The organism is Rouxiella aceris (genome assembly GCF_012933545.1).
Taxonomy (GTDB): Bacteria; Pseudomonadota; Gammaproteobacteria; order Enterobacterales; family Enterobacteriaceae; genus Rouxiella; species Rouxiella aceris.
In genome coordinates this window covers 75,302-93,448 of the sequence record NZ_JAADJU010000016.1, presented here as the reverse complement: position 1 = coordinate 93,448, position 18,147 = coordinate 75,302, and the positions used below count along the sequence as shown (strand labels likewise).

The window sequence follows — 18,147 nt, the reverse complement described above, 5'->3', positions numbered from 1 at the left end:
CTTCCCCATTCACGACAGATTTTCGAGACATACCCCGAGTTTAAGAACCCACCATTATGAATCTTACCGAATTAAAGAATACGCCGGTTTCTGACCTGATAACACTCGGCGAAAATATGGGACTGGAAAACCAGGCCCGCATGCGTAAGCAAGACATTATCTTTTCAATATTGAAGCAGCATGCCAAAAGCGGAGAAGATATCTTCGGCGACGGTGTTCTCGAGATATTGCAGGATGGATTTGGTTTCCTCCGTTCCGGAGACAGCTCCTACCTCGCAGGTCCCGACGATATCTACGTTTCTCCCAGCCAAATCCGCCGCTTCAACCTTCGTACCGGTGACACCATTTCCGGTAAAATTCGCCCGCCAAAAGAAGGCGAACGTTATTTTGCCCTGTTGAAAGTTAACGAAGTCAACTACGACAAACCAGAAAACGCCCGCAGTAAAATCCTGTTTGAAAACCTTACTCCACTGCACGCCAACTCACGTTTGCGTATGGAACGCGGTAACGGTTCAACCGAAGATTTGACCGCGCGCGTACTTGACCTGGCATCACCTATTGGCCGCGGCCAACGTGGTCTGATTGTGGCACCGCCGAAAGCCGGTAAAACCATGCTGCTGCAAAATATCGCGCAAAGCATCGCTTACAATCATCCAGATTGCGTACTGATGGTTCTGCTGATCGATGAACGTCCGGAAGAAGTGACCGAGATGCAGCGTCTGGTCAAAGGTGAAGTTATTGCTTCGACCTTTGACGAGCCGGCCTCTCGCCACGTTCAGGTTGCCGAAATGGTCATCGAGAAAGCCAAGCGCCTGGTTGAGCACAAAAAAGACGTGATCATCCTGCTCGACTCCATCACTCGTCTGGCTCGTGCCTATAACACCGTGGTACCGGCATCAGGTAAAGTGCTGACCGGTGGTGTTGATGCCAACGCCCTGCATCGTCCAAAACGTTTCTTTGGTGCGGCACGTAACGTTGAAGAGGGCGGAAGCCTGACCATCATCGCTACCGCGCTGGTAGATACCGGTTCGAAAATGGACGAAGTTATTTACGAAGAGTTTAAAGGTACAGGTAACATGGAACTGCATCTCGCGCGTAAAATCGCTGAGAAACGTGTGTTCCCGGCAATTGATTACAATCGCTCCGGTACCCGTAAAGAAGAGCTGCTGACCACCTCGGAAGAACTGCAGAAAATGTGGATCCTGCGCAAAATTATCCATCCAATGGGTGAAATTGACGCAATGGAATTCCTCATGAATAAATTGGCCATGACCAAAACCAATGATGAGTTCTTCGACATGATGAAGCGTTCGTAATTTTACGCGCGTAAATCTCTAAAAACGCCACGCTTAGACGTGGCGTTTTTTGCTTTTGGTCGCTACGATGTGTTGTGATTATGCGTCTTTGACATCAGTATCAGATAACATCCGATAGCCAAAACCGGCATCGTTCAGTATTTTATCGCTGACTAAAAACAGAAAGGAAGGATCCTGCGGAATAAATCAACAGGCTCGCTATAATCCGAATCTTCACAATGGGATATGATTATACCCGACAGCTTTGGACATGCAGACAGTGAATCCGCTGTATGAATGAAGGATTAAGGGAAAAAAGACCGTGAGGTTATTATGACGGCTGCCACACTCCAGACCGAGCTGCCTTATCATTTATGCCGATTTATCATTAATGCAGAGACGTGTTAACTGTGAATTTACTCACTACGAGTACTGAACTTGTCATTATTTTCTTGTTTTCATTTGTCTTTTTGTTTTTGGCCAGGAAGGTCGCCAAAAAAATAGGATTAGTTGATAAACCGGATTTCCGCAAACGCCATCAAGGCTTAATTCCCTTGGTCGGTGGTATTTCTGTCTATGCCGCAATCTGCTTTACTTTCTTTATCAGTCAGTCGCAGATCCCGCATAACCTTATGTATCTTGGCTGTGCCGGATTATTAGTATTTGTCGGTGCGCTTGACGATAAATTCGATATCAGTGTAAAAATCCGTGCTTTTATTCAGGCGCTGGTTGCCGTAGTGATGATGGTACATGGCGATCTGATGCTGCACGATCTCGGGCAAATTATGGGCCCCTTTCCGCTGGTACTTGGTCCCTTTGGCTATCTGGTAACGCTGTTTGCCGTCTGGGCGGCGATAAACGCCTTTAATATGGTCGATGGTATCGATGGCTTGCTTGGCGGCTTGTCCTGCGTGTCCTTTGGCTCCATCGGCATTGTGATGCTCTATTCGGGTAACTATGTGCTGGCGATGTGGTGTTTTGCCATTATTGCGGCGATAGTGCCTTATATCTTGTTGAATCTCGGTGTCTTTGGCCGCCGCTATAAAGTGTTTATGGGCGATGCCGGCAGTACCCTGATTGGTTTTACCGTTATCTGGATCCTGCTGCAAAGTACGCAAAGCACCCGTGGTTTTCCGCATCCAATGGTCCCGGTGACCGCCCTGTGGCTGATCGCCATTCCCCTGATGGACATGATTGCCATCATGTATCGCCGTTTGCGTAAAGGGATGAGTCCCTTCTCCCCTGACCGGCAACATATTCATCACTTGATCATGCGCGCCGGATTCTCTTCCCGTCAGGCGTTTGTGCTGATCACCCTGGCCGCAGCGCTGCTTGCCGCCATTGGCGTGTTGGGCGAACATCTTAAAGTGCCTGAATGGCTGATGCTTGCGCTGTTTCTGTTGGCTTTCATGCTCTATGGTTATTGCATAAAACGAGCCTGGCGCGTGGCGCGCTTTATCAAGCGCATTAAAAGAAGGCTGCGCCGTCACCCTGCTAACTAATGTTGCCTGCCCTGATGGTCCACCCTAAGCGCGGCGGGAGAGTGACAGTCTGCTGAAAGGTGAGCGCTGCTATAACTTATTTGTTCAACGAGTTGGTGAGAATGATGAGATCAGAGTCAACGCCTGCAAGGCGAGATCTCGCTCTGGATAATGAGCTGGATATTCGCGGACTGTGCCGGACGCTATGGCGGGGGAAAGGCTGGGTTATAGGTTTGGCCCTGGGATTTGCTCTGGCGGCATTGCTGATTACCCTGCTGATGAAGCAGGAGTGGAGTTCGACGGCGATCACCGATAAACCGACGGTCAATAATCTGGCGTCTTATTTCTCTCAGGAGCAGTTCCTGCGTAATCTGGATGCCAAAAATACCCTTATCCCTTCCACTGACCAATCCTCGATTTCTGACGGTGCCTATAATGAATTTGTTATGCAACTGGCCTCGTATGATACACGACGTGATTTTTGGTTGGCAGACCCCTATTACATTCAGCGCAAAACCGGCGATGACCGTGGCGATGCCCTGCTGCTCGATCAGCTGATTAATGCGATCCAGTTTACCCCCCGCGATGAGAAAAAAGTCCTTAACGACAGCATCAAACTGACTGCAGAAACTGCCGCTGATGCCAATCAGTTGCTGCGGCAGTATATTGATTTCGCCAGCGAGCGCGCTGCATTGCATCTCTATGAAGAGATCCAGGGTGCCTGGGCGGCTCGCACACAATCGATGAATGCCCAGGTCAAGCGTCAGGAAGCGGTGGCGACGGCCATTTATAACCGTGAGCTTAATAACACTCAGCAGGCTTTGAAGATTGCTCAGCAACAGAATATAGACCATAGCATGACCGATGCCGCCCCCAATCGACTGCCGGATCCCGATATGTTTTTGCTGGGAACGCCGATGCTGCAGGCGAGATTAAAGTTATTGCAAGCTTCCGGCCCCGGTTTTGATATTGATTACGATCAGAACAAAGCCATGCTGGCGACGCTCAATGCCGGACCGGTGCTGAATGAAAAATTCCAGACCTACCGCTATCTGCGCACGCCGGAAGAACCGGTAAAACGTGATAGTCCGCGCCGCGTATTTCTCATGATAATGTGGGGCGTGGTGGGGGGATTGATCGGTGCCGGAGTGGCGCTGGTGCGCTGCCGACCGACTGCTGCCGAATAAACGATTAGCCAATGATAGTGATAAATAACCGGGTGCCCATAATGCGTCCGCTCCGCAGGAGATCGCTGCGTCTGTCAAATAAGGGAGTGCCTCAGTGAAAGTATTAACGATTTTTGGTACCAGGCCGGAAGCGATTAAAATGGCACCGCTGGTGCATGCTTTGGCTAAGGATAATGCCTTTGATTCCAGAGTCTGTGTTACCGCCCAGCATCGAGAAATGCTGGATCAGGTTTTACAGCTGTTTGCTATCAAGCCGGATTATGACCTTAATATTATGCAGCCTGGTCAGGGACTAACGGAGATCACCTGCCGTATCCTGACCGGACTCAAGCCGGTGCTGGAAGAGTTTAAGCCGGACGTGGTGCTGGTGCATGGCGATACCACCACCACGCTATCCGCCAGCATGGCGGCGTTTTATCAGCAAATTCCTATCGGCCACGTTGAAGCGGGCCTGCGTACCGGCGATCTGCTTTCGCCATGGCCGGAAGAGGGGAATCGCTGCCTGACCGGACATCTGGCCAACTGGCACTTTGCACCAACGGAAACCTCGCGCAGTAATCTGTTGCGTGAAGGGATCAACGAGAGCGGGATTGTGGTTACCGGCAATACGGTGATTGATGCCCTGCTGTGGGTGCGCGATTTGATTGCCTACTCGCCGGAACGCGTTGCCCATTTTGCCGATAACTTTAGTTTTATCGACCCGGAAAAGAAACTGATCCTGGTGACCGGCCACCGTCGTGAAAGCTTTGGCGGCGGTTTTGAGCGTATTTGCAACGCCCTGGCACAAATTGCCCGCCAGCATCCCGAAGCGCAGATCCTCTATCCGATGCATATGAATCCACAGGTTCGCGAACCGGTGCAGCGTATTTTACAGGGTATCGATAACGTGGTGTTGATCGAGCCGCAGGACTATTTACCCTTTATTTATCTGATGGACCGGGCCTATCTGATCCTGACTGATTCCGGCGGCGTGCAGGAAGAAGCGCCATCGCTGGGTAAACCCGTGCTGGTGATGCGTGATACCACAGAACGACCAGAAGCCGTTGATGCCGGAACCGTTAAGCTGGTGGGCACCGATACAGCGACCATCGTCAGAGAAGTTTCCACATTGTTAAGCGATAGCGAGGCGTACCACACCATGAGCCGCGCCCATAATCCCTATGGCGACGGCCACGCCTGTAGCCGGATTTTGGCTGCTTTAAAGAACCACCGAGTAACATCATGACCCTATCAAAGATCGATAACCCTGGTCGGAGTCGTTCCTTCCAAACCATTTCGGTGATCGGATTGGGGTATATCGGCTTGCCGACGGCGGCGGCATTAGCCTCCCGCCAAAAGCACGTTATTGGTGTTGATATCAACCAACACACCGTGGACGTTATCAACCGCGGAGAAGTGCATATTGTTGAGCCCGAGCTGGATAGCCTGGTAAAGAACGCCGTCGAGCAGGGCTATCTGCGGGCCGTGACGCGACCTGAGCCTGCCGATGCGTTTTTAATTGCCGTACCCACGCCGTTCAAGGACGGCCATCAACCGGATATGGCCTTTGTCGAACAGGCGGCGCTTTCTCTGGCTCCGGTATTAAAAAAAGGGGATTTGATTATCCTCGAATCCACTTCGCCGGTCGGGGCTACCGAAAAAATGGCCGAGTGGCTGGCGCAACAGCGTCCTGACCTGCGTTTTCCCCAACAGGAGACGCAAAATCCGGATGTGAATATTGCCTATTGTCCGGAACGCGTGTTGCCCGGCAAGGTGATGGTTGAGCTGATAAAAAATGACCGGGTGATCGGCGGCATGACCCGGCAGTGCTCGCTGCGCGCCAGTGAACTCTACAATGTATTTCTGTTGGGCGAATGCGTGATCACCACCTGCCGCACTGCCGAAATGTGTAAGCTCACCGAAAATAGCTTCCGCGATGTGAATATTGCCTTCGCCAATGAACTGTCGATGATTTGCGATGCGCAAGGCATCAACGTCTGGGAGTTGATCCGGCTGGCCAATCGTCATCCGCGAGTGAATATTCTACAGCCTGGTCCCGGCGTCGGCGGACATTGCATTGCCGTCGATCCCTGGTTTATTGTTTCTCAGCACCCCGATCTGGCCCGTCTGATTTATACCGCGCGGGAAGTCAACGACCATAAGCCGTTCTGGGTGGTGGATAAAGTCAAAGCGGCGCTGGCCGATTGCCTGACCGTTACCGGCAAGCGTGCAGCCGATATCAAGATTGCCTGCTTTGGCCTGGCGTTTAAACCCAATATTGACGACTTGCGCGAAAGCCCGGCGGTTGAAGTGACGCAACTGATTGCCGACTGGCATGCCGGTGAAACCTGGGCGATTGAACCTAATGTCACCCGGTTGCCCGCCATGCTGGCAGACAAAGTCACTTTGCAGCCGCTGGAGTACGCCCTGGCCCATGCCGATTTGCTGGTGATGCTGGTTGACCATACGCAGTTCAAGCTGATCCCGAGTCAGCAGATCGCACAGAACTGGGTCGTCGATACCAAAGGTGTGTGGCGTTAAGTCTGCCGTTATTGGCCTGCAAAAGCTCAGGGGGAACCATGAACAATGACGCAATTCACGGGCAACTTGATTATCTGCAATGGGAGAGCGAGTTTTTTTTCCAACCCACCGCGAAATTGACGCTGGACTCTGCCGGGCCGCTGCTGACGCGCAAAGCGTTGAGTGCCTACCCCTTGGTGCAGGTTAAAGTCCCGGCTGCAGATAGCTCATCGCTGGACGCTTTGTATTATCTTGGTTTTCAACTGGTCGAAGGCGAGATAGATTTTGCGCTGAATGTACCTGATGCCGCCATACCGGTGACCTCCTGTCAGCTGGCCGTGGCGCAAGATATTGTGCGGGTCAGCCAACTGGCGGGCAGTGCCTTTCAGCTAAGCCGTTTTCGTGCTCCCTGGTATCAACCACGAGATGCCGGCCGCTTCTATGCGCTGTGGGCAGAAAAAGCCATTCTTGGTACCTTCGATAGCCACTGTTTACTGCTTAACGCACCGGATGGGCAACTGTTGGGCTTTGTTACCCTGCGTGCCGACGAGAACCATAGCGCCCGGATCGGCTTGCTGGCGGTGCAACCCCAGGCAACCGGCCGTGGTATTGGCAAGCAATTAATCCACGCCGCCTGGCAATGGTGCCGGGAGCACAATATTGCGCAGCTCAAGGTCGCCACGCAAACCGGCAATATTGCCGCGTTAAACCTCTATCGAACATGCGGCGGTGTGCTGACTCATTCAGCCTACTGGCTGTACAGGTAATATTATGATCCCCTTTAACTCCCCGCCGATTGTTGGCAGCGAACTGGACTATATGCAGCAAGCGATGGGCAGCGGCAAGCTTTGCGGCGACGGCGGATTTACCCGCCGCTGCCAACAGTGGTTTGAGAAAAACTTCCACAGCCCGAAAGTGTTGCTGACGCCATCCTGTACCGCGTCCCTTGAGATGGCGGCCATCTTGCTGAATATCCAGGCGGGCGATGAAGTGATTATGCCCAGCTATACCTTTGTCTCCACCGCCAACGCCTTTGTGCTGCGTGGCGCGCACATTGTCTTTGTCGATATTCGCCCCGACACCATGAATATGGATGAAACCCTGATTGAAGCGGCCATTACCGACAAAACGCGGGCGATTGTGGCGGTGCACTACGCCGGCGTTGCCTGTGAGATGGACGTCATTATGCAGCTTGCCGAAAAGCATCATCTCTATGTGGTGGAGGATGCGGCGCAGGGAGTGATGTCGACCTATAAAGGGCGGGCGTTGGGGACGATTGGCCATATCGGCTGCTTTAGTTTTCACGAAACCAAAAACTACACCGCCGGTGGCGAGGGAGGGGCAACCCTGATTAACGACCCGGCGCTGGTGGAGCGTGCCGAGATCATCCGCGAAAAAGGCACCAACCGTAGCCAGTTCTTTCGCGGTCAGGTGGATAAATATACCTGGCGTGATATTGGCTCCAGCTATCTGATGTCGGATCTGCAGGCGGCCTATCTGTGGGCTCAGTTGCAGGTGGCGCAGGAAATCAATCAGCATCGTCTGGGCCTGTGGAAACAGTATCAACGCGCATTGCAGCCTTTACAGGACGGCGGATATTTACTGTTGCCGACGCTGGCGCCTCACTGTACGCACAATGGACATATGTTTTATATCCGGCTGCCCAACGTCGAGACGCGCGATGCCTTGATCAGTTATATGAAAGAGGCGGAGATCCTCACCGTATTCCACTATATCCCGTTGCACTCCTCCCCGGCGGGCCAGAACTTTGGCCGTTTCTGTGGCCAGGACATCTATACCAGCCAGGAAAGCAGTCGACTGGTGCGACTGCCACTGTTTTACAATATGAGTGATGTGATGCAGAAAACGGTGATTACCACGCTGCTGAGTTTTTTCGCCTGATATGTCGCTGGCGAAAGCATCACTCTGGACCGCCGCTTCTACGCTGATAAAAATTGCAGCCGGGTTGCTGGTGGTCAAATTACTGGCCGTTGCCTTTGGTCCCGGCGGTGTCGGTCAGGCGGGTAATTTTCGTCAGTTGATCACTGTGCTGGGCGTGCTTTCCGGAGCGGGGATATTTAACGGCGTCACCAAATATGTCGCCGAGTACCAGCAGCAGCCGCCAAAATTAAAAGCGGCTTTGGCGACAGCCTCGACGCTGATCCTGGTTTTCTCCACCCTGTTGGCAGTGCTGTTGCTCGGCGCTGCCGCCCCTGTCAGTGTGCTGTTATTTGGTCACCCTGATTATCAGACCGTGGTGCGGGCAGTAGCCTTTATCCAGATGGGGATCGCCTATGCCAATCTGTTTCAGGCGATTTTAAAAGGCTATCGTGATGCGCGAGGCAATGCGCTGGCGGTGATCGGCGGCAGCCTGATCGGCTTGCTGGCCTATTGGCTCTGTTTTACCCTCGGTGGCTATCGCGGCGCGCTGGCCGGTTTTGCGCTGGTGCCTGCGCTGGTAGTGATCCCCGCCGGGTTTAGGCTGTTGCGCCATCCGACTTTTTCGCTGCGCTGGCTGAAGCCGGGATGGGACGCGGCCATTGCCCGTCAATTGGCCAAATTTACTCTAATGGCGGTGATCACCTCAGTGACGCTGCCGGTGGCCTACGTGATGATGCGTAATCTGCTGGCCGCGCACGACGGTTGGCAGGCGGTGGGGATTTGGCAGGGGGTCAGTAGTATTTCCGATGCCTACCTGCAGTTTATCACCGCCTCCTTTAGCGTCTATTTACTGCCGACGCTGGCCCGACTACAGCGTAAAGAGCAGATAGCCCGCGAGATCGTCAACGCCTTGAAATTTGTATTGCCGGTGGTGGCCGCTGCCAGCTTTACGGTCTGGCTGCTGCGGGACCTGGCCATTAGCCTGCTGTTTACCGCGCAGTTCAGCGCCATGCGCGATCTTTTCGCCTGGCAACTGGTGGGGGATGTGCTAAAAGTCAGCGCCTATATTTTTGGTTACCTGGTGATCGCCAAGGCTTCGCTGCGCTTTTACCTGCTGACCGAGATCAGCCAGTTTCTTATGTTAACGCTGTTTTCTCATTGGTTGATCCCACTTCATGGCGCACTGGGAGCGGCACAGGCTTATATGGCCACCTATATTATTTATTTTGCCCTGTGCGCTATCATTTTTGTTATTTACTGCAGGCGAGCATGACCAGGCTGATCCACGTTCTGGGATCTGATATCCCACACCATAACCAGACTCTGTTGCGCTTCTTTAATGAGGTGTTGCTGAACCATATCCCCGCCGAGCAGGTGCGGCATTTTATGGTGGTCAGCCGCGATCCGCAGGCGTTTAGCGCCTTTCACCCTCTGGAGATTGCGGTATTTGCCGACAGAAAATCGCTGGCGCAGGCGGTGGTCGCCAAAGCGCAGGCCGACAGGCAGTGCCGTTTCTTTTTCCATGGGCAGTTTAATGCCGCCATTTGGTTGGCGCTGCTTAGCGGCAAAATCAAACCCCGGCAAGCGCTATGGCATGTTTGGGGGGCCGATCTCTATGAAACCGCCAGCGGCCTGAAGTATCGGCTGTTTTACTGGCTTCGCCGTCTGGCGCAGGGATGGGTGGGGCATATTTTTGCCACTCGTGGCGATCTTGCCTTCTACCAACAGCGTCATCCGCAGGTGCCAGCATCATTGCTCTACTTTCCGACGCGGATGGATCCCGCGCTGACCCTCCCCGCCGATACACCGCCGCCCGCAGGCCGACCACGGGTGCTGGTGGGCAACTCCGGGGATGCCAGTAATCGTCATATCGAGGCTTTGCGTGCCCTGCATCAACAGTGGGGCAGCGAGTTAGAAGTGGTGATCCCGATGGGTTACCCGGAAAATAATCAGTCCTATATCGCCCGGGTCAGGCAGCAAGCCCTGGCGCTGTTCCCGGCGCAGAACGTACAACTCCTCACCGAATCGATGGCTTTTGGTGACTATTTGCAGATGTTGAAAAGCTGCGCCGTCGGTTATTTTATCTTTGACCGCCAGCAGGGGATTGGCACCCTTTGCCTGCTGATCCAGTTTGGTGTGCCCTTTGTCTTAAGTCGCAAAAATCCCTTCTGGCAAGATATGGCCGAACAGCAGCTACCGGTGCTATTTTACGGGGACGAGCTTGATGCCGCGACGCTGGTGGAGGCGCGCCGTCAATTGCTCAACGCCGATCGCCAGAATATTCTGTTCTTTAGCCCGAACTATATTCAGGGTTGGGTACAAGCATTAGCAACGGCTGCGGGAGTGGCATTATGACGCTGGCACAGTTCGGTGGATTGAGCGTTGTCTACGCCTTGTCGCTGCTGTTTATTTTGACCCTGACCTACCGGGAGTTCCGGCGGGTGAGGTTTAGCTTTAACCTGTTTTTTTCCGTGCTCTATCTGCTGACCTTTTACTTCGGCTTTCCACTGACCTGTCTGTTGGTGTTTGAATTTGACGTTAACGTGGTACCCGCGGCCTATTTGCTGCAAGCGATGCTCTCCGCCACCTGTTTTTATGCTCTCTATTATGTGGCCTATAAAACGCGTTTGCGCAAACCCCGGCAAGGCCCCGCTCGCGAGCTCTTTACCATGAACCGGGTAGAAACCCACCTCAGTTGGCTACTGATGGCGCTGGTGGCCTGGGTGACGCTGGCGATCTTCTTTATGCACAACGGCTTTTTGCTGTTTACTCTGACGTCCTATAGCCAGATTTTTTCCAGCACTGTTTCTGCGGTGGCCCTTAAGCGTTTCTTTTACTTCTTTATACCGGCGATGCTGGTGGTCTATTTTTTACGCCAGAACAGCCGCGGCTGGTTGATGTTTCTGGCTACCACTCTGGGGTTTGGTCTGCTGACTTACATGATTGTTGGCGGTACCCGGGCCAATATCATTATCGCTTTTGCACTGTTTTTGTTTATTGGCATTATCCGTGGCTGGATCACCCTGTGGATGTTGTTGGTCGCCGGAGTGATGGGAATATTGGCCATGTTCTGGCTGGCGCTCAAACGCTATAACCTCGACGTTAGCGGCCCGGAAGCCTTTTATACCTTCCTCTATCTGACCCGCGATACCTTTTCGCCGTGGGAAAATCTCGCCCTGTTACTGCAAAACTATGACAAGATCAGCTTTCAGGGGCTGGCACCGATTATTCGTGATTTTTACGTGTTTATTCCCGCCTGGCTGTGGCCTGGCCGACCGGCAGCGGTGCTCAATACCGCCAACTACTTCACCTGGGACCTGTTGGACAATCATTCGGGGTTGGCGATATCACCGACGCTGATTGGCTCGCTGGTGGTGATGGGCGGCGTGTGGTTTATTGCCCTCGGTGCCGTGGCGGTCGGCTTGATTATCAAATGGTTTGACTGGCTCTACGCCCTGGGAAAAAACAGCCTTAACCCTTATAAAGGGGCGATCCTGCAAAGCTTTTGTTTCGGTGCCGTCTTCAATATGATTGTCTTGGCCCGAGAAGGTGTGGATGCCTTCTTTTCACGGCTGCTGTTTTTTGCGGTGGTTTTTGGCCTTTGTCTGCTCGTCGCCAAACTGTTGTATTGGTTATTTGATCGAGCCGGATTAATAAGAGTGCGTTCTGCCCGATTGCCCGAGATGGATGCGCCGATCGCGACAGAGCCGTACGCGCGCGATAAAGGAAAACAATGAGTGCAACTCCCATCCCCAGCTATAGCATTCGTGGTATAGATTTGCGGGGATTTCGTAATATGGCGCAATGCCTTGATCATCTGATTAGCGAGCATGAAGTCAAAAGCGGAACCTTAATCGCCATTAATGCCGAGAAAGTGCTGGCGGCAGAGAACGATGCCCAATTACGGGCGCTGATCAAGGAAGCCGACTATAAATATGCCGACGGCATCAGCATTGTCAGATCGATTGAGCGCAAATATCCCCAGGCGCAGGTCGAGCGGGTGACCGGTGCCGACCTGTGGGAAGAGATCATGCAGCGCGCAGGGCAACTGGGAACACCGGTGTTTCTGATTGGCGGACAACAAAGCGTGCTGGCGCAGACCGAGTCACAGCTGCGGGCGCGCTGGAAAGTCAATATTGTCGGCAGCCAGAACGGTTATTTTATGCCTGACCAGCGTGAGTCGCTGTTCGAGCGGGTCAAGGCCAGTGGCGCCAGGATTGTTACCGTCGCCATGGGCTCGCCGCGTCAGGAGATCCTGATGCACGATTGCCGTAAAATCTACCCCGAAGCTTTATATATGGGCGTTGGCGGCACCTATGATGTGTTTGTTGGCGTGGTTAAGCGCGCCCCCAAAATCTGGCAGCGCTGGGGACTGGAGTGGTTTTATCGTTTGTTGCATCAACCTGCTCGCCTGCCACGTCAGCTTAAGCTGCTCAAATATCTGTTCTATTACCTGACGCGTCGCCTGTAAGCTACTCTGCCTGGTCCGGAAAATCCCCGGGCCGCTAATCCTCTCTCGCCATTGTTTCGCTTATATTTTCCGCTGATCCATTAATTTGCGTAATCCTGTTTGCAACTGACGGCAAAATACGAAACCATACCGCCCGTTTTATCCCCTCGGTCGTGGCACTGGCATATCTCGATGCGGCTGACATGACCTGGGTATAACAGCCCTTACCGTGGGCCATAACAATAATATTCCGGGCAACCCGGAAAAAAGAGCAAGCACAACAAACTGAGAAACAGAGGATTTATGTCAAGTAGCGAAGAGAAAAAGGGACTCCATCGGGGTTTGGAAGCCCGTCATATCGAACTGATAGCCCTGGGTGGGACTATTGGCGTTGGACTGTTTATGGGCGCAGCCAGCACGCTTAAGTGGGCCGGTCCCTCGGTATTGCTGGCTTATATTTTGGCCGGGGTTTTTGTCTTCTTTATTATGCGTTCCATGGGCGAGATGCTGCATCTTGAGCCGGTAGCCGGTTCTTTTGCCGTTTATGCCCATAAATACCTTGGCCCCTATTTCGGTTATCTGACCGCCTGGAGCTACTGGTTTATGTGGATAGCCGTGGGCATATCAGAAATCACCGCCATTGGGGTTTATGCCCAATACTGGTTCCCTGAGCTACCGCAATGGATCCCGGCGCTGATTGCCGTGGCTATCGTTGCCAGCGCCAATATGGCGGCGGTCAAGCTGTATGGCGAAATGGAGTTCTGGTTTGCGCTGATCAAAATCACCACCATTATCGTGATGATTGTTGTCGGTGTGGCGGTCATTTTCTTTGGCCTTGGCAACCATGGTCAGGCGATTGGCTTTGAAAACCTGACCGTACACGGCGGATTTTTTGCCGGTGGCTGGAAAGGCTTTTTGTTTGCACTCTGTATTGTGGTGGCGTCTTATCAGGGGGTCGAACTGGTCGGTATCACCGCCGGTGAAGCCAAAAACCCGCAGGTCACCCTTAAGCGTGCCATCAACAACATCTTATGGCGCATCCTGATTTTTTACGTCGGTGCCATTTTTGTTATCATCACCATCTTCCCATGGAATGAAATGGGCACCCACGGTAGCCCGTTTGTGCTGACCTTCGCCAAAGTCGGTATTACTGCTGCGGCAGGTATTATCAACTTTGTGGTGCTGACCGCTGCGCTTTCTGGTTGTAACAGCGGTATGTACAGCTGTGGACGTATGCTCTATGCCCTGGCCAACAACCGTCAGTTGCCGGCCTGTTTAGCCAAGGTATCAGCCAGCGGTGTGCCGGTGTACGGTATTGCCGTCACCATACTCTGTCTGCTGGTCGGCTCATGCCTTAATTATGTGATCCCCAACCCAGAGCAGGTGTTTGTCTATGTCTACAGCGCCAGCGTATTACCGGGTATGGTGCCGTGGTTTGTGGTGCTGATTAGCCAACTGCGTTTTCGTGAAGCTCATCGCGCTGCGCTGGCCAGTCATCCGTTTAAATCCATTCTGTTCCCTTATACCAACTATCTGACCCTGGCTTTCTTGCTGTGTGTGTTGGTGGGGATGGCAATGAATGACGATACCCGGGTTTCTTTGCTGGTTGGCGGCATTTTTATCGCTGCCGTTTCGGTGATTTACCTGGCGCTGGGCATGAACCGTCGTAGCCAATAATCAATCGGATCCGTTAATAGACAGGGTGGGGAAGGGTGAGATGCCTACTTTTAGCGCATAATGGACAAAGCGTAATCAAACGCAACATTTCCTTTAAAAAGCACTAGACAGCATGGCATTAAAACCGTAGTATCCCCACCCGCAACGGCGCTACGCGCCCGTAGCTCAGCTGGATAGAGCGCTGCCCTCCGGAGGCAGAGGTCTCAGGTTCGAATCCTGTCGGGCGCACCATTGATTTCGGTCAGTTTTGCGCAAGAGTTGCGGTGGTAGTTTCTGTACGTGAAGAAGTAGCAATGGTGGCTATAGCTCAGTTGGTAGAGCCCTGGATTGTGATTCCAGTTGTCGTGGGTTCGAGCCCCATTAGCCACCCCACTTTCTTACCTTGAAAGTGTTGAGAAAGACCGAATATTTTGTGACAGTGCGAAGGTGGCGGAATTGGTAGACGCGCTAGCTTCAGGTGTTAGTGTTCTTACGGACGTGAGGGTTCAAGTCCCTCTCTTCGCACCACGCAAAATGATTTGGCAAGCTATGAAACGATAGCAGAACAACAGGTTGTAAAAGCAGTACATCGGCGAGTAGCGCAGCTTGGTAGCGCAACTGGTTTGGGACCAGTGGGTCGGAGGTTCGAATCCTCTCTCGCCGACCAATTCAAACAAAAAGCCCCGCAGCAATGCGGGGCTTTTTGTTTGATGATAAAGTCGTCTTGATGATCGAGATACCCGGGCATAGCACACCTAGGGGCGCTCCGGCGGGCAAGCCCGCTACGACCCCAACGGTGCACTCTCCCTAATAACGGACTTTGTCAGCAGTCTGAAAGCCCCGCAGCAATGCGGGGCTTTTTGTTTTTCTATTTTGGCGATCCTGCACGCGGCGCACTTTTGTTTTTTCTGAAACTGACAGTTCTTTTCTAAATGCGTCCTTTTGCTGGGCGCTGGATCACTGAAATCCTCAGCACGAAAACGTTATAAATCCCGGGTTCATAAGAACGGAATCTTTTGTATTTCATAAAATTGAAGTACAACACCAGGGAATAACGCGTATGAAAATAAATAGACTTTGTCTGCTGGCCGCCTGTTCAATCATTTCCTCCTCCGCGTTGGCGGTGCCGCGCTTAACAGACCAGGCCTCGATCCCCGCCGTGATCTCTGCCATGACCCTGCAGGAAAAAGCCGCATTTGTGGCAGGAACCGGGATGAATGCGGCCAATGATGTTGCCGGTGCTGCTGGCTCTACCTTGGCCATTCCTCGTCTGGGTATTGTGCAGATGGTTTTTGCCGATGGCCCGGTGGGGGTCAGGCTGGGCGCCGGTCCCACTGGTGGCGAAAAACGCTTTGCTAGCGGTTTCCCGGTTTCTACCGCCATGTCGGCAACCTGGGACCCGGCGCTGATTTATCGTGTCGCCGGGGCGATTGGCGATGAGGCGAAAGCTTACGGGGTCGATTTAATGCTCGGCCCGGCGATCAATATTCAGCGCAGCCCAATCAATGGTCGCAATTTTGAATATTTTTCTGAGGATCCGCTACTCAATGCCCAAATTACCGCTGCCTATATTAATGGCCTGCAGGCGCAGGGGGTGGGGGCAGTATTAAAACACTTTGTGGCCAACAATCAGGAGACGCGGCGGCAAACCATCAATGAACTGATTTCCGACCGTGCGCTACGCGAGATTTACTTTCCGGGGTTTGAATACGCCATGGCCCATGCCCAGCCCTGGGCGGTAATGAGTTCCTATCCGGCCATTAACGGGACTCCGGCGTCACAAAACCCCTGGTTGCTAAAAGAGGTTTTGCGCAAGCAGTGGAAATTCAATGGCTTTGTGATGTCTGACTGGTATGGCGTCACCGATCCGGTTCGCTCACTGCTGGCAGGTAACGATCTCAATATGCCAGGCGGAGTATCCAAAAAAGAGACGCCGTTTATTCGTCGCAACAGTAATCCCAACGACGTGGTATTAGCCGCCTTAAAATCCGGTGAGATCAGCGAAAAACAGATCGACGAAAATATCGCCAACATTCTGCATGTACTGATTAAAACTCAGGCCTTTAAACATCCGTCAGCGCAACGCGGTTCGTCGCCAAATAACCACTCGGCGCTGGCGCGGGAAGCGGCGGCAGATTCCATGGTGCTGCTCAAGAATAAGCAACAGACGCTGCCCATGGTCTCCTCCACGCGGGTTGCCGCCTTTGGCAAAAATGTGGGTAATTTTTATGTTGTGGGCGGCGGCAGTGCCGAGGTGAATATCGATCCTCGCCAAAGGGTAGATCTGCAAGAGGGTCTGCGTAATAGTGGATTGACGCTGATCGACAGTATCGATAACCGTCCATTGGACGAAAACGCGGCGCAGAGCGCCATTACGCGGGCGGCGCAGCAAAGTGATATCGCACTGATTTCTATTGGTCGCAACTCGTCAGAGGGCGCTGACCGCTATTCTATGGCAATGCATGCCGATGAGTTGGCCATGATAGAAAACGTCGCCGCCGCCTTCCATCAGCAGAATAAAAAAGTGGTGGTACTGCTTAATATCGGCTCGCCGATTGAAATGGCTTCCTGGGATAAATTTGCCGATGCCATCCTCCTGACCTGGCAACCGGGTCAGCAAGCGGGCAATGCGGTGGCCGATATTCTTACCGGCAAAGTCAATCCGTCTGGCAAGCTGCCGCTGACTTTTCCTAAGCGTTATGAAGATACGCCGAGCTTTGGCAATTTTCCCGGTAATAGCCATACGGTCAACTATGGCGAAGGGATCTACGTCGGCTATCGTTATTTTGATAGCAAGCAGATTGCCCCCATGTATCCCTTTGGGCATGGTCTTTCTTACGCCACCATCGAGTACGGCACCATCAATCCGCAGAACCCGGTTTTCAATATCGACAAGCAAGAGCAGGTCGAGGTGACTATCAGCCTGTGGAACAAATCCAGGATCGCCGCAAAAGAAGTGGTGCAACTGTATGTGCATGATAATGCATCCCGTCTCGACCGTCCTGTTCAGGAGCTTAAAGCCTTCCATAAGGTATCCCTCGCAGCGGGGCAGCATAAAAATATCAGCTTCGCCCTGGATAAGCGGGCTTTCTCCTATTACGACAGTGACAAAAATGACTGGGTGCTGGAGCCGGGGCGCTTTACGCTGCGTATTGGCCAATCCTCAAGAGATATTCGTGCCGAGGTGCCGTTGCAGGTGATCTCTGCCACGACGGCTTTTAGCTTTAATACCCCGTGGATTGATGTGCAAACTTACGAAAAAGCGGCCACGCTGGTGGCACAGGTGATCGGGGATGATGCGACGATTAGCTGGATCCAGGGCCAACCTACCCTGGGAGAAAAGTTGGATCAGGCGTTACAGCAACAACCGGAACTGGCCAACGATGCGGCTAAACGGCAGCAGATTAAGCAGGATCTTTTGCAACGCATAAATGCACTGTAACGATATGGCGACACATTGGCTTAACTTGCTGTTTTTCCTTGATTAAATAGCAATAGTGACATGCCTTCTGTGGCTGCTGTGTCGGCCATCTGTAAAGACTGTCGCTGCAAGGAGACATTTATCTTGTTGATATTAATGAATAAGAAAAACAGAGGTTAGCACTGTCGCTGTCTGGCGACAGCCTCGGAGAGCTGGAAAGCGGGTCTGACATTAGCGAGAAAAAAACGCAGAGAACAGTGAATAAATATATTTAATA

Annotated in this window: 13 protein-coding genes and 4 tRNA genes; all 17 read left to right on the top strand. The window is 52.7% G+C overall.

Going from position 1 to position 18,147, the window contains the following annotated elements; genetic code table 11:
• Positions 1-56 precede the first annotated feature (56 nt).
• The 17 genes from rho (at position 57) to GW590_RS22850 (ending at position 17,891) form a co-directional block, all read left to right on the top strand.
• Positions 57-1,316 (top strand): transcription termination factor Rho, encoded by a 1,260-nt coding sequence (rho, locus tag GW590_RS22930; RefSeq protein WP_169405400.1) that lies wholly within the window; start codon positions 57-59, stop codon positions 1,314-1,316.
• Between the two features lie 389 nt (positions 1,317-1,705).
• The gene (gene wecA / locus GW590_RS22925; RefSeq protein ID WP_169405399.1) at positions 1,706-2,797 is read left to right on the top strand and encodes a UDP-N-acetylglucosamine--undecaprenyl-phosphate N-acetylglucosaminephosphotransferase; all 1,092 of its coding nucleotides are present in this window, start codon (positions 1,706-1,708) and stop codon (positions 2,795-2,797) included.
• Positions 2,798-2,898: 101 nt separating this feature from the next.
• Positions 2,899-3,963: an ECA polysaccharide chain length modulation protein gene (gene wzzE / locus GW590_RS22920; RefSeq protein WP_169405398.1), complete on the top strand. Its 1,065-nt coding sequence runs from the start codon at positions 2,899-2,901 to the stop codon at positions 3,961-3,963.
• A 94-nt stretch (positions 3,964-4,057) separates the two neighbouring features.
• Positions 4,058-5,188, top strand: a complete 1,131-nt coding sequence (gene wecB / locus GW590_RS22915; protein WP_169405397.1) for a non-hydrolyzing UDP-N-acetylglucosamine 2-epimerase — start codon at positions 4,058-4,060, stop codon at positions 5,186-5,188.
• Positions 5,185-6,483 carry a UDP-N-acetyl-D-mannosamine dehydrogenase gene (gene wecC / locus GW590_RS22910; RefSeq protein WP_169405396.1) on the top strand — a complete coding sequence of 433 codons (1,299 nt, stop codon included), beginning with the start codon at positions 5,185-5,187 and terminating at the stop codon, positions 6,481-6,483. The genes wecB and wecC overlap by 4 nt, the downstream gene beginning before the upstream one ends.
• 38 nt (positions 6,484-6,521) lie before the next feature.
• Positions 6,522-7,229, top strand: coding sequence for a dTDP-4-amino-4,6-dideoxy-D-galactose acyltransferase (rffC, locus tag GW590_RS22905; protein ID WP_169405395.1), 708 nt, complete (start codon positions 6,522-6,524; stop codon positions 7,227-7,229).
• A gap of 4 nt (positions 7,230-7,233) precedes the next feature.
• A complete protein-coding gene (rffA, locus tag GW590_RS22900) occupies positions 7,234-8,364 on the top strand; it encodes a dTDP-4-amino-4,6-dideoxygalactose transaminase (protein ID WP_169405394.1) in 1,131 nt (376 codons plus the stop codon).
• Position 8,365: 1 nt separating this feature from the next.
• Positions 8,366-9,616, top strand: coding sequence for a lipid III flippase WzxE (gene wzxE / locus GW590_RS22895; RefSeq protein ID WP_169405393.1), 1,251 nt, complete (start codon positions 8,366-8,368; stop codon positions 9,614-9,616).
• Positions 9,613-10,698, top strand: a complete 1,086-nt coding sequence (locus GW590_RS22890; RefSeq protein ID WP_169405392.1) for a TDP-N-acetylfucosamine:lipid II N-acetylfucosaminyltransferase — start codon at positions 9,613-9,615, stop codon at positions 10,696-10,698. Before wzxE ends, GW590_RS22890 begins: the two co-directional genes overlap by 4 nt.
• A complete protein-coding gene (wzyE, locus tag GW590_RS22885; RefSeq protein ID WP_169405391.1) occupies positions 10,695-12,080 on the top strand; it encodes an ECA oligosaccharide polymerase in 1,386 nt (461 codons plus the stop codon). Before GW590_RS22890 ends, wzyE begins: the two co-directional genes overlap by 4 nt.
• Positions 12,077-12,814: a lipopolysaccharide N-acetylmannosaminouronosyltransferase gene (gene wecG, locus GW590_RS22880; RefSeq protein WP_169405390.1), complete on the top strand. Its 738-nt coding sequence runs from the start codon at positions 12,077-12,079 to the stop codon at positions 12,812-12,814. The genes wzyE and wecG overlap by 4 nt, the downstream gene beginning before the upstream one ends.
• Positions 12,815-13,096: 282 nt before the next feature.
• Positions 13,097-14,470 (top strand): bifunctional threonine/serine APC transporter ThrP, encoded by a 1,374-nt coding sequence (thrP, locus tag GW590_RS22875; protein WP_169405389.1) that lies wholly within the window; start codon positions 13,097-13,099, stop codon positions 14,468-14,470.
• 154 nt (positions 14,471-14,624) lie between these two features.
• Positions 14,625-14,701: transfer RNA gene (locus GW590_RS22870), tRNA-Arg, on the top strand.
• Between the two features lie 65 nt (positions 14,702-14,766).
• Positions 14,767-14,842, top strand: a tRNA-His gene (locus GW590_RS22865).
• 48 nt (positions 14,843-14,890) lie between these two features.
• Positions 14,891-14,977 (top strand) — tRNA-Leu (locus GW590_RS22860).
• A 62-nt stretch (positions 14,978-15,039) separates the two neighbouring features.
• Positions 15,040-15,116: transfer RNA gene (locus GW590_RS22855), tRNA-Pro, on the top strand.
• 393 nt (positions 15,117-15,509) lie between these two features.
• Entirely contained in the window at positions 15,510-17,891 is a 2,382-nt protein-coding gene (locus GW590_RS22850) for a beta-glucosidase family protein (RefSeq protein WP_169405388.1), read from the top strand.
• The last annotated feature ends 256 nt before the right edge of the window (positions 17,892-18,147 follow it).

Bases quoted from the DNA above. Each gene is read 5' to 3' on its own strand.
- rho (WP_169405400.1), top strand. From the start codon at position 57: ATGAATCTTACCGAATTAAAGAATACGCCGGTTTCTGACCTGATAACA.
- wzzE (WP_169405398.1), top strand. From the start codon at position 2,899: ATGATGAGATCAGAGTCAACGCCTGCAAGGCGAGATCTCGCTCTGGAT.
- wecC (WP_169405396.1), top strand. From the start codon at position 5,185: ATGACCCTATCAAAGATCGATAACCCTGGTCGGAGTCGTTCCTTCCAA.
- rffC (WP_169405395.1), top strand. From the start codon at position 6,522: ATGAACAATGACGCAATTCACGGGCAACTTGATTATCTGCAATGGGAG.
- rffA (WP_169405394.1), top strand. From the start codon at position 7,234: ATGATCCCCTTTAACTCCCCGCCGATTGTTGGCAGCGAACTGGACTAT.
- wzxE (WP_169405393.1), top strand. From the start codon at position 8,366: ATGTCGCTGGCGAAAGCATCACTCTGGACCGCCGCTTCTACGCTGATA.
- GW590_RS22890 (WP_169405392.1), top strand. From the start codon at position 9,613: ATGACCAGGCTGATCCACGTTCTGGGATCTGATATCCCACACCATAAC.
- wzyE (WP_169405391.1), top strand. From the start codon at position 10,695: ATGACGCTGGCACAGTTCGGTGGATTGAGCGTTGTCTACGCCTTGTCG.
- wecG (WP_169405390.1), top strand. From the start codon at position 12,077: ATGAGTGCAACTCCCATCCCCAGCTATAGCATTCGTGGTATAGATTTG.
- thrP (WP_169405389.1), top strand. From the start codon at position 13,097: ATGTCAAGTAGCGAAGAGAAAAAGGGACTCCATCGGGGTTTGGAAGCC.
- GW590_RS22850 (WP_169405388.1), top strand. From the start codon at position 15,510: ATGAAAATAAATAGACTTTGTCTGCTGGCCGCCTGTTCAATCATTTCC.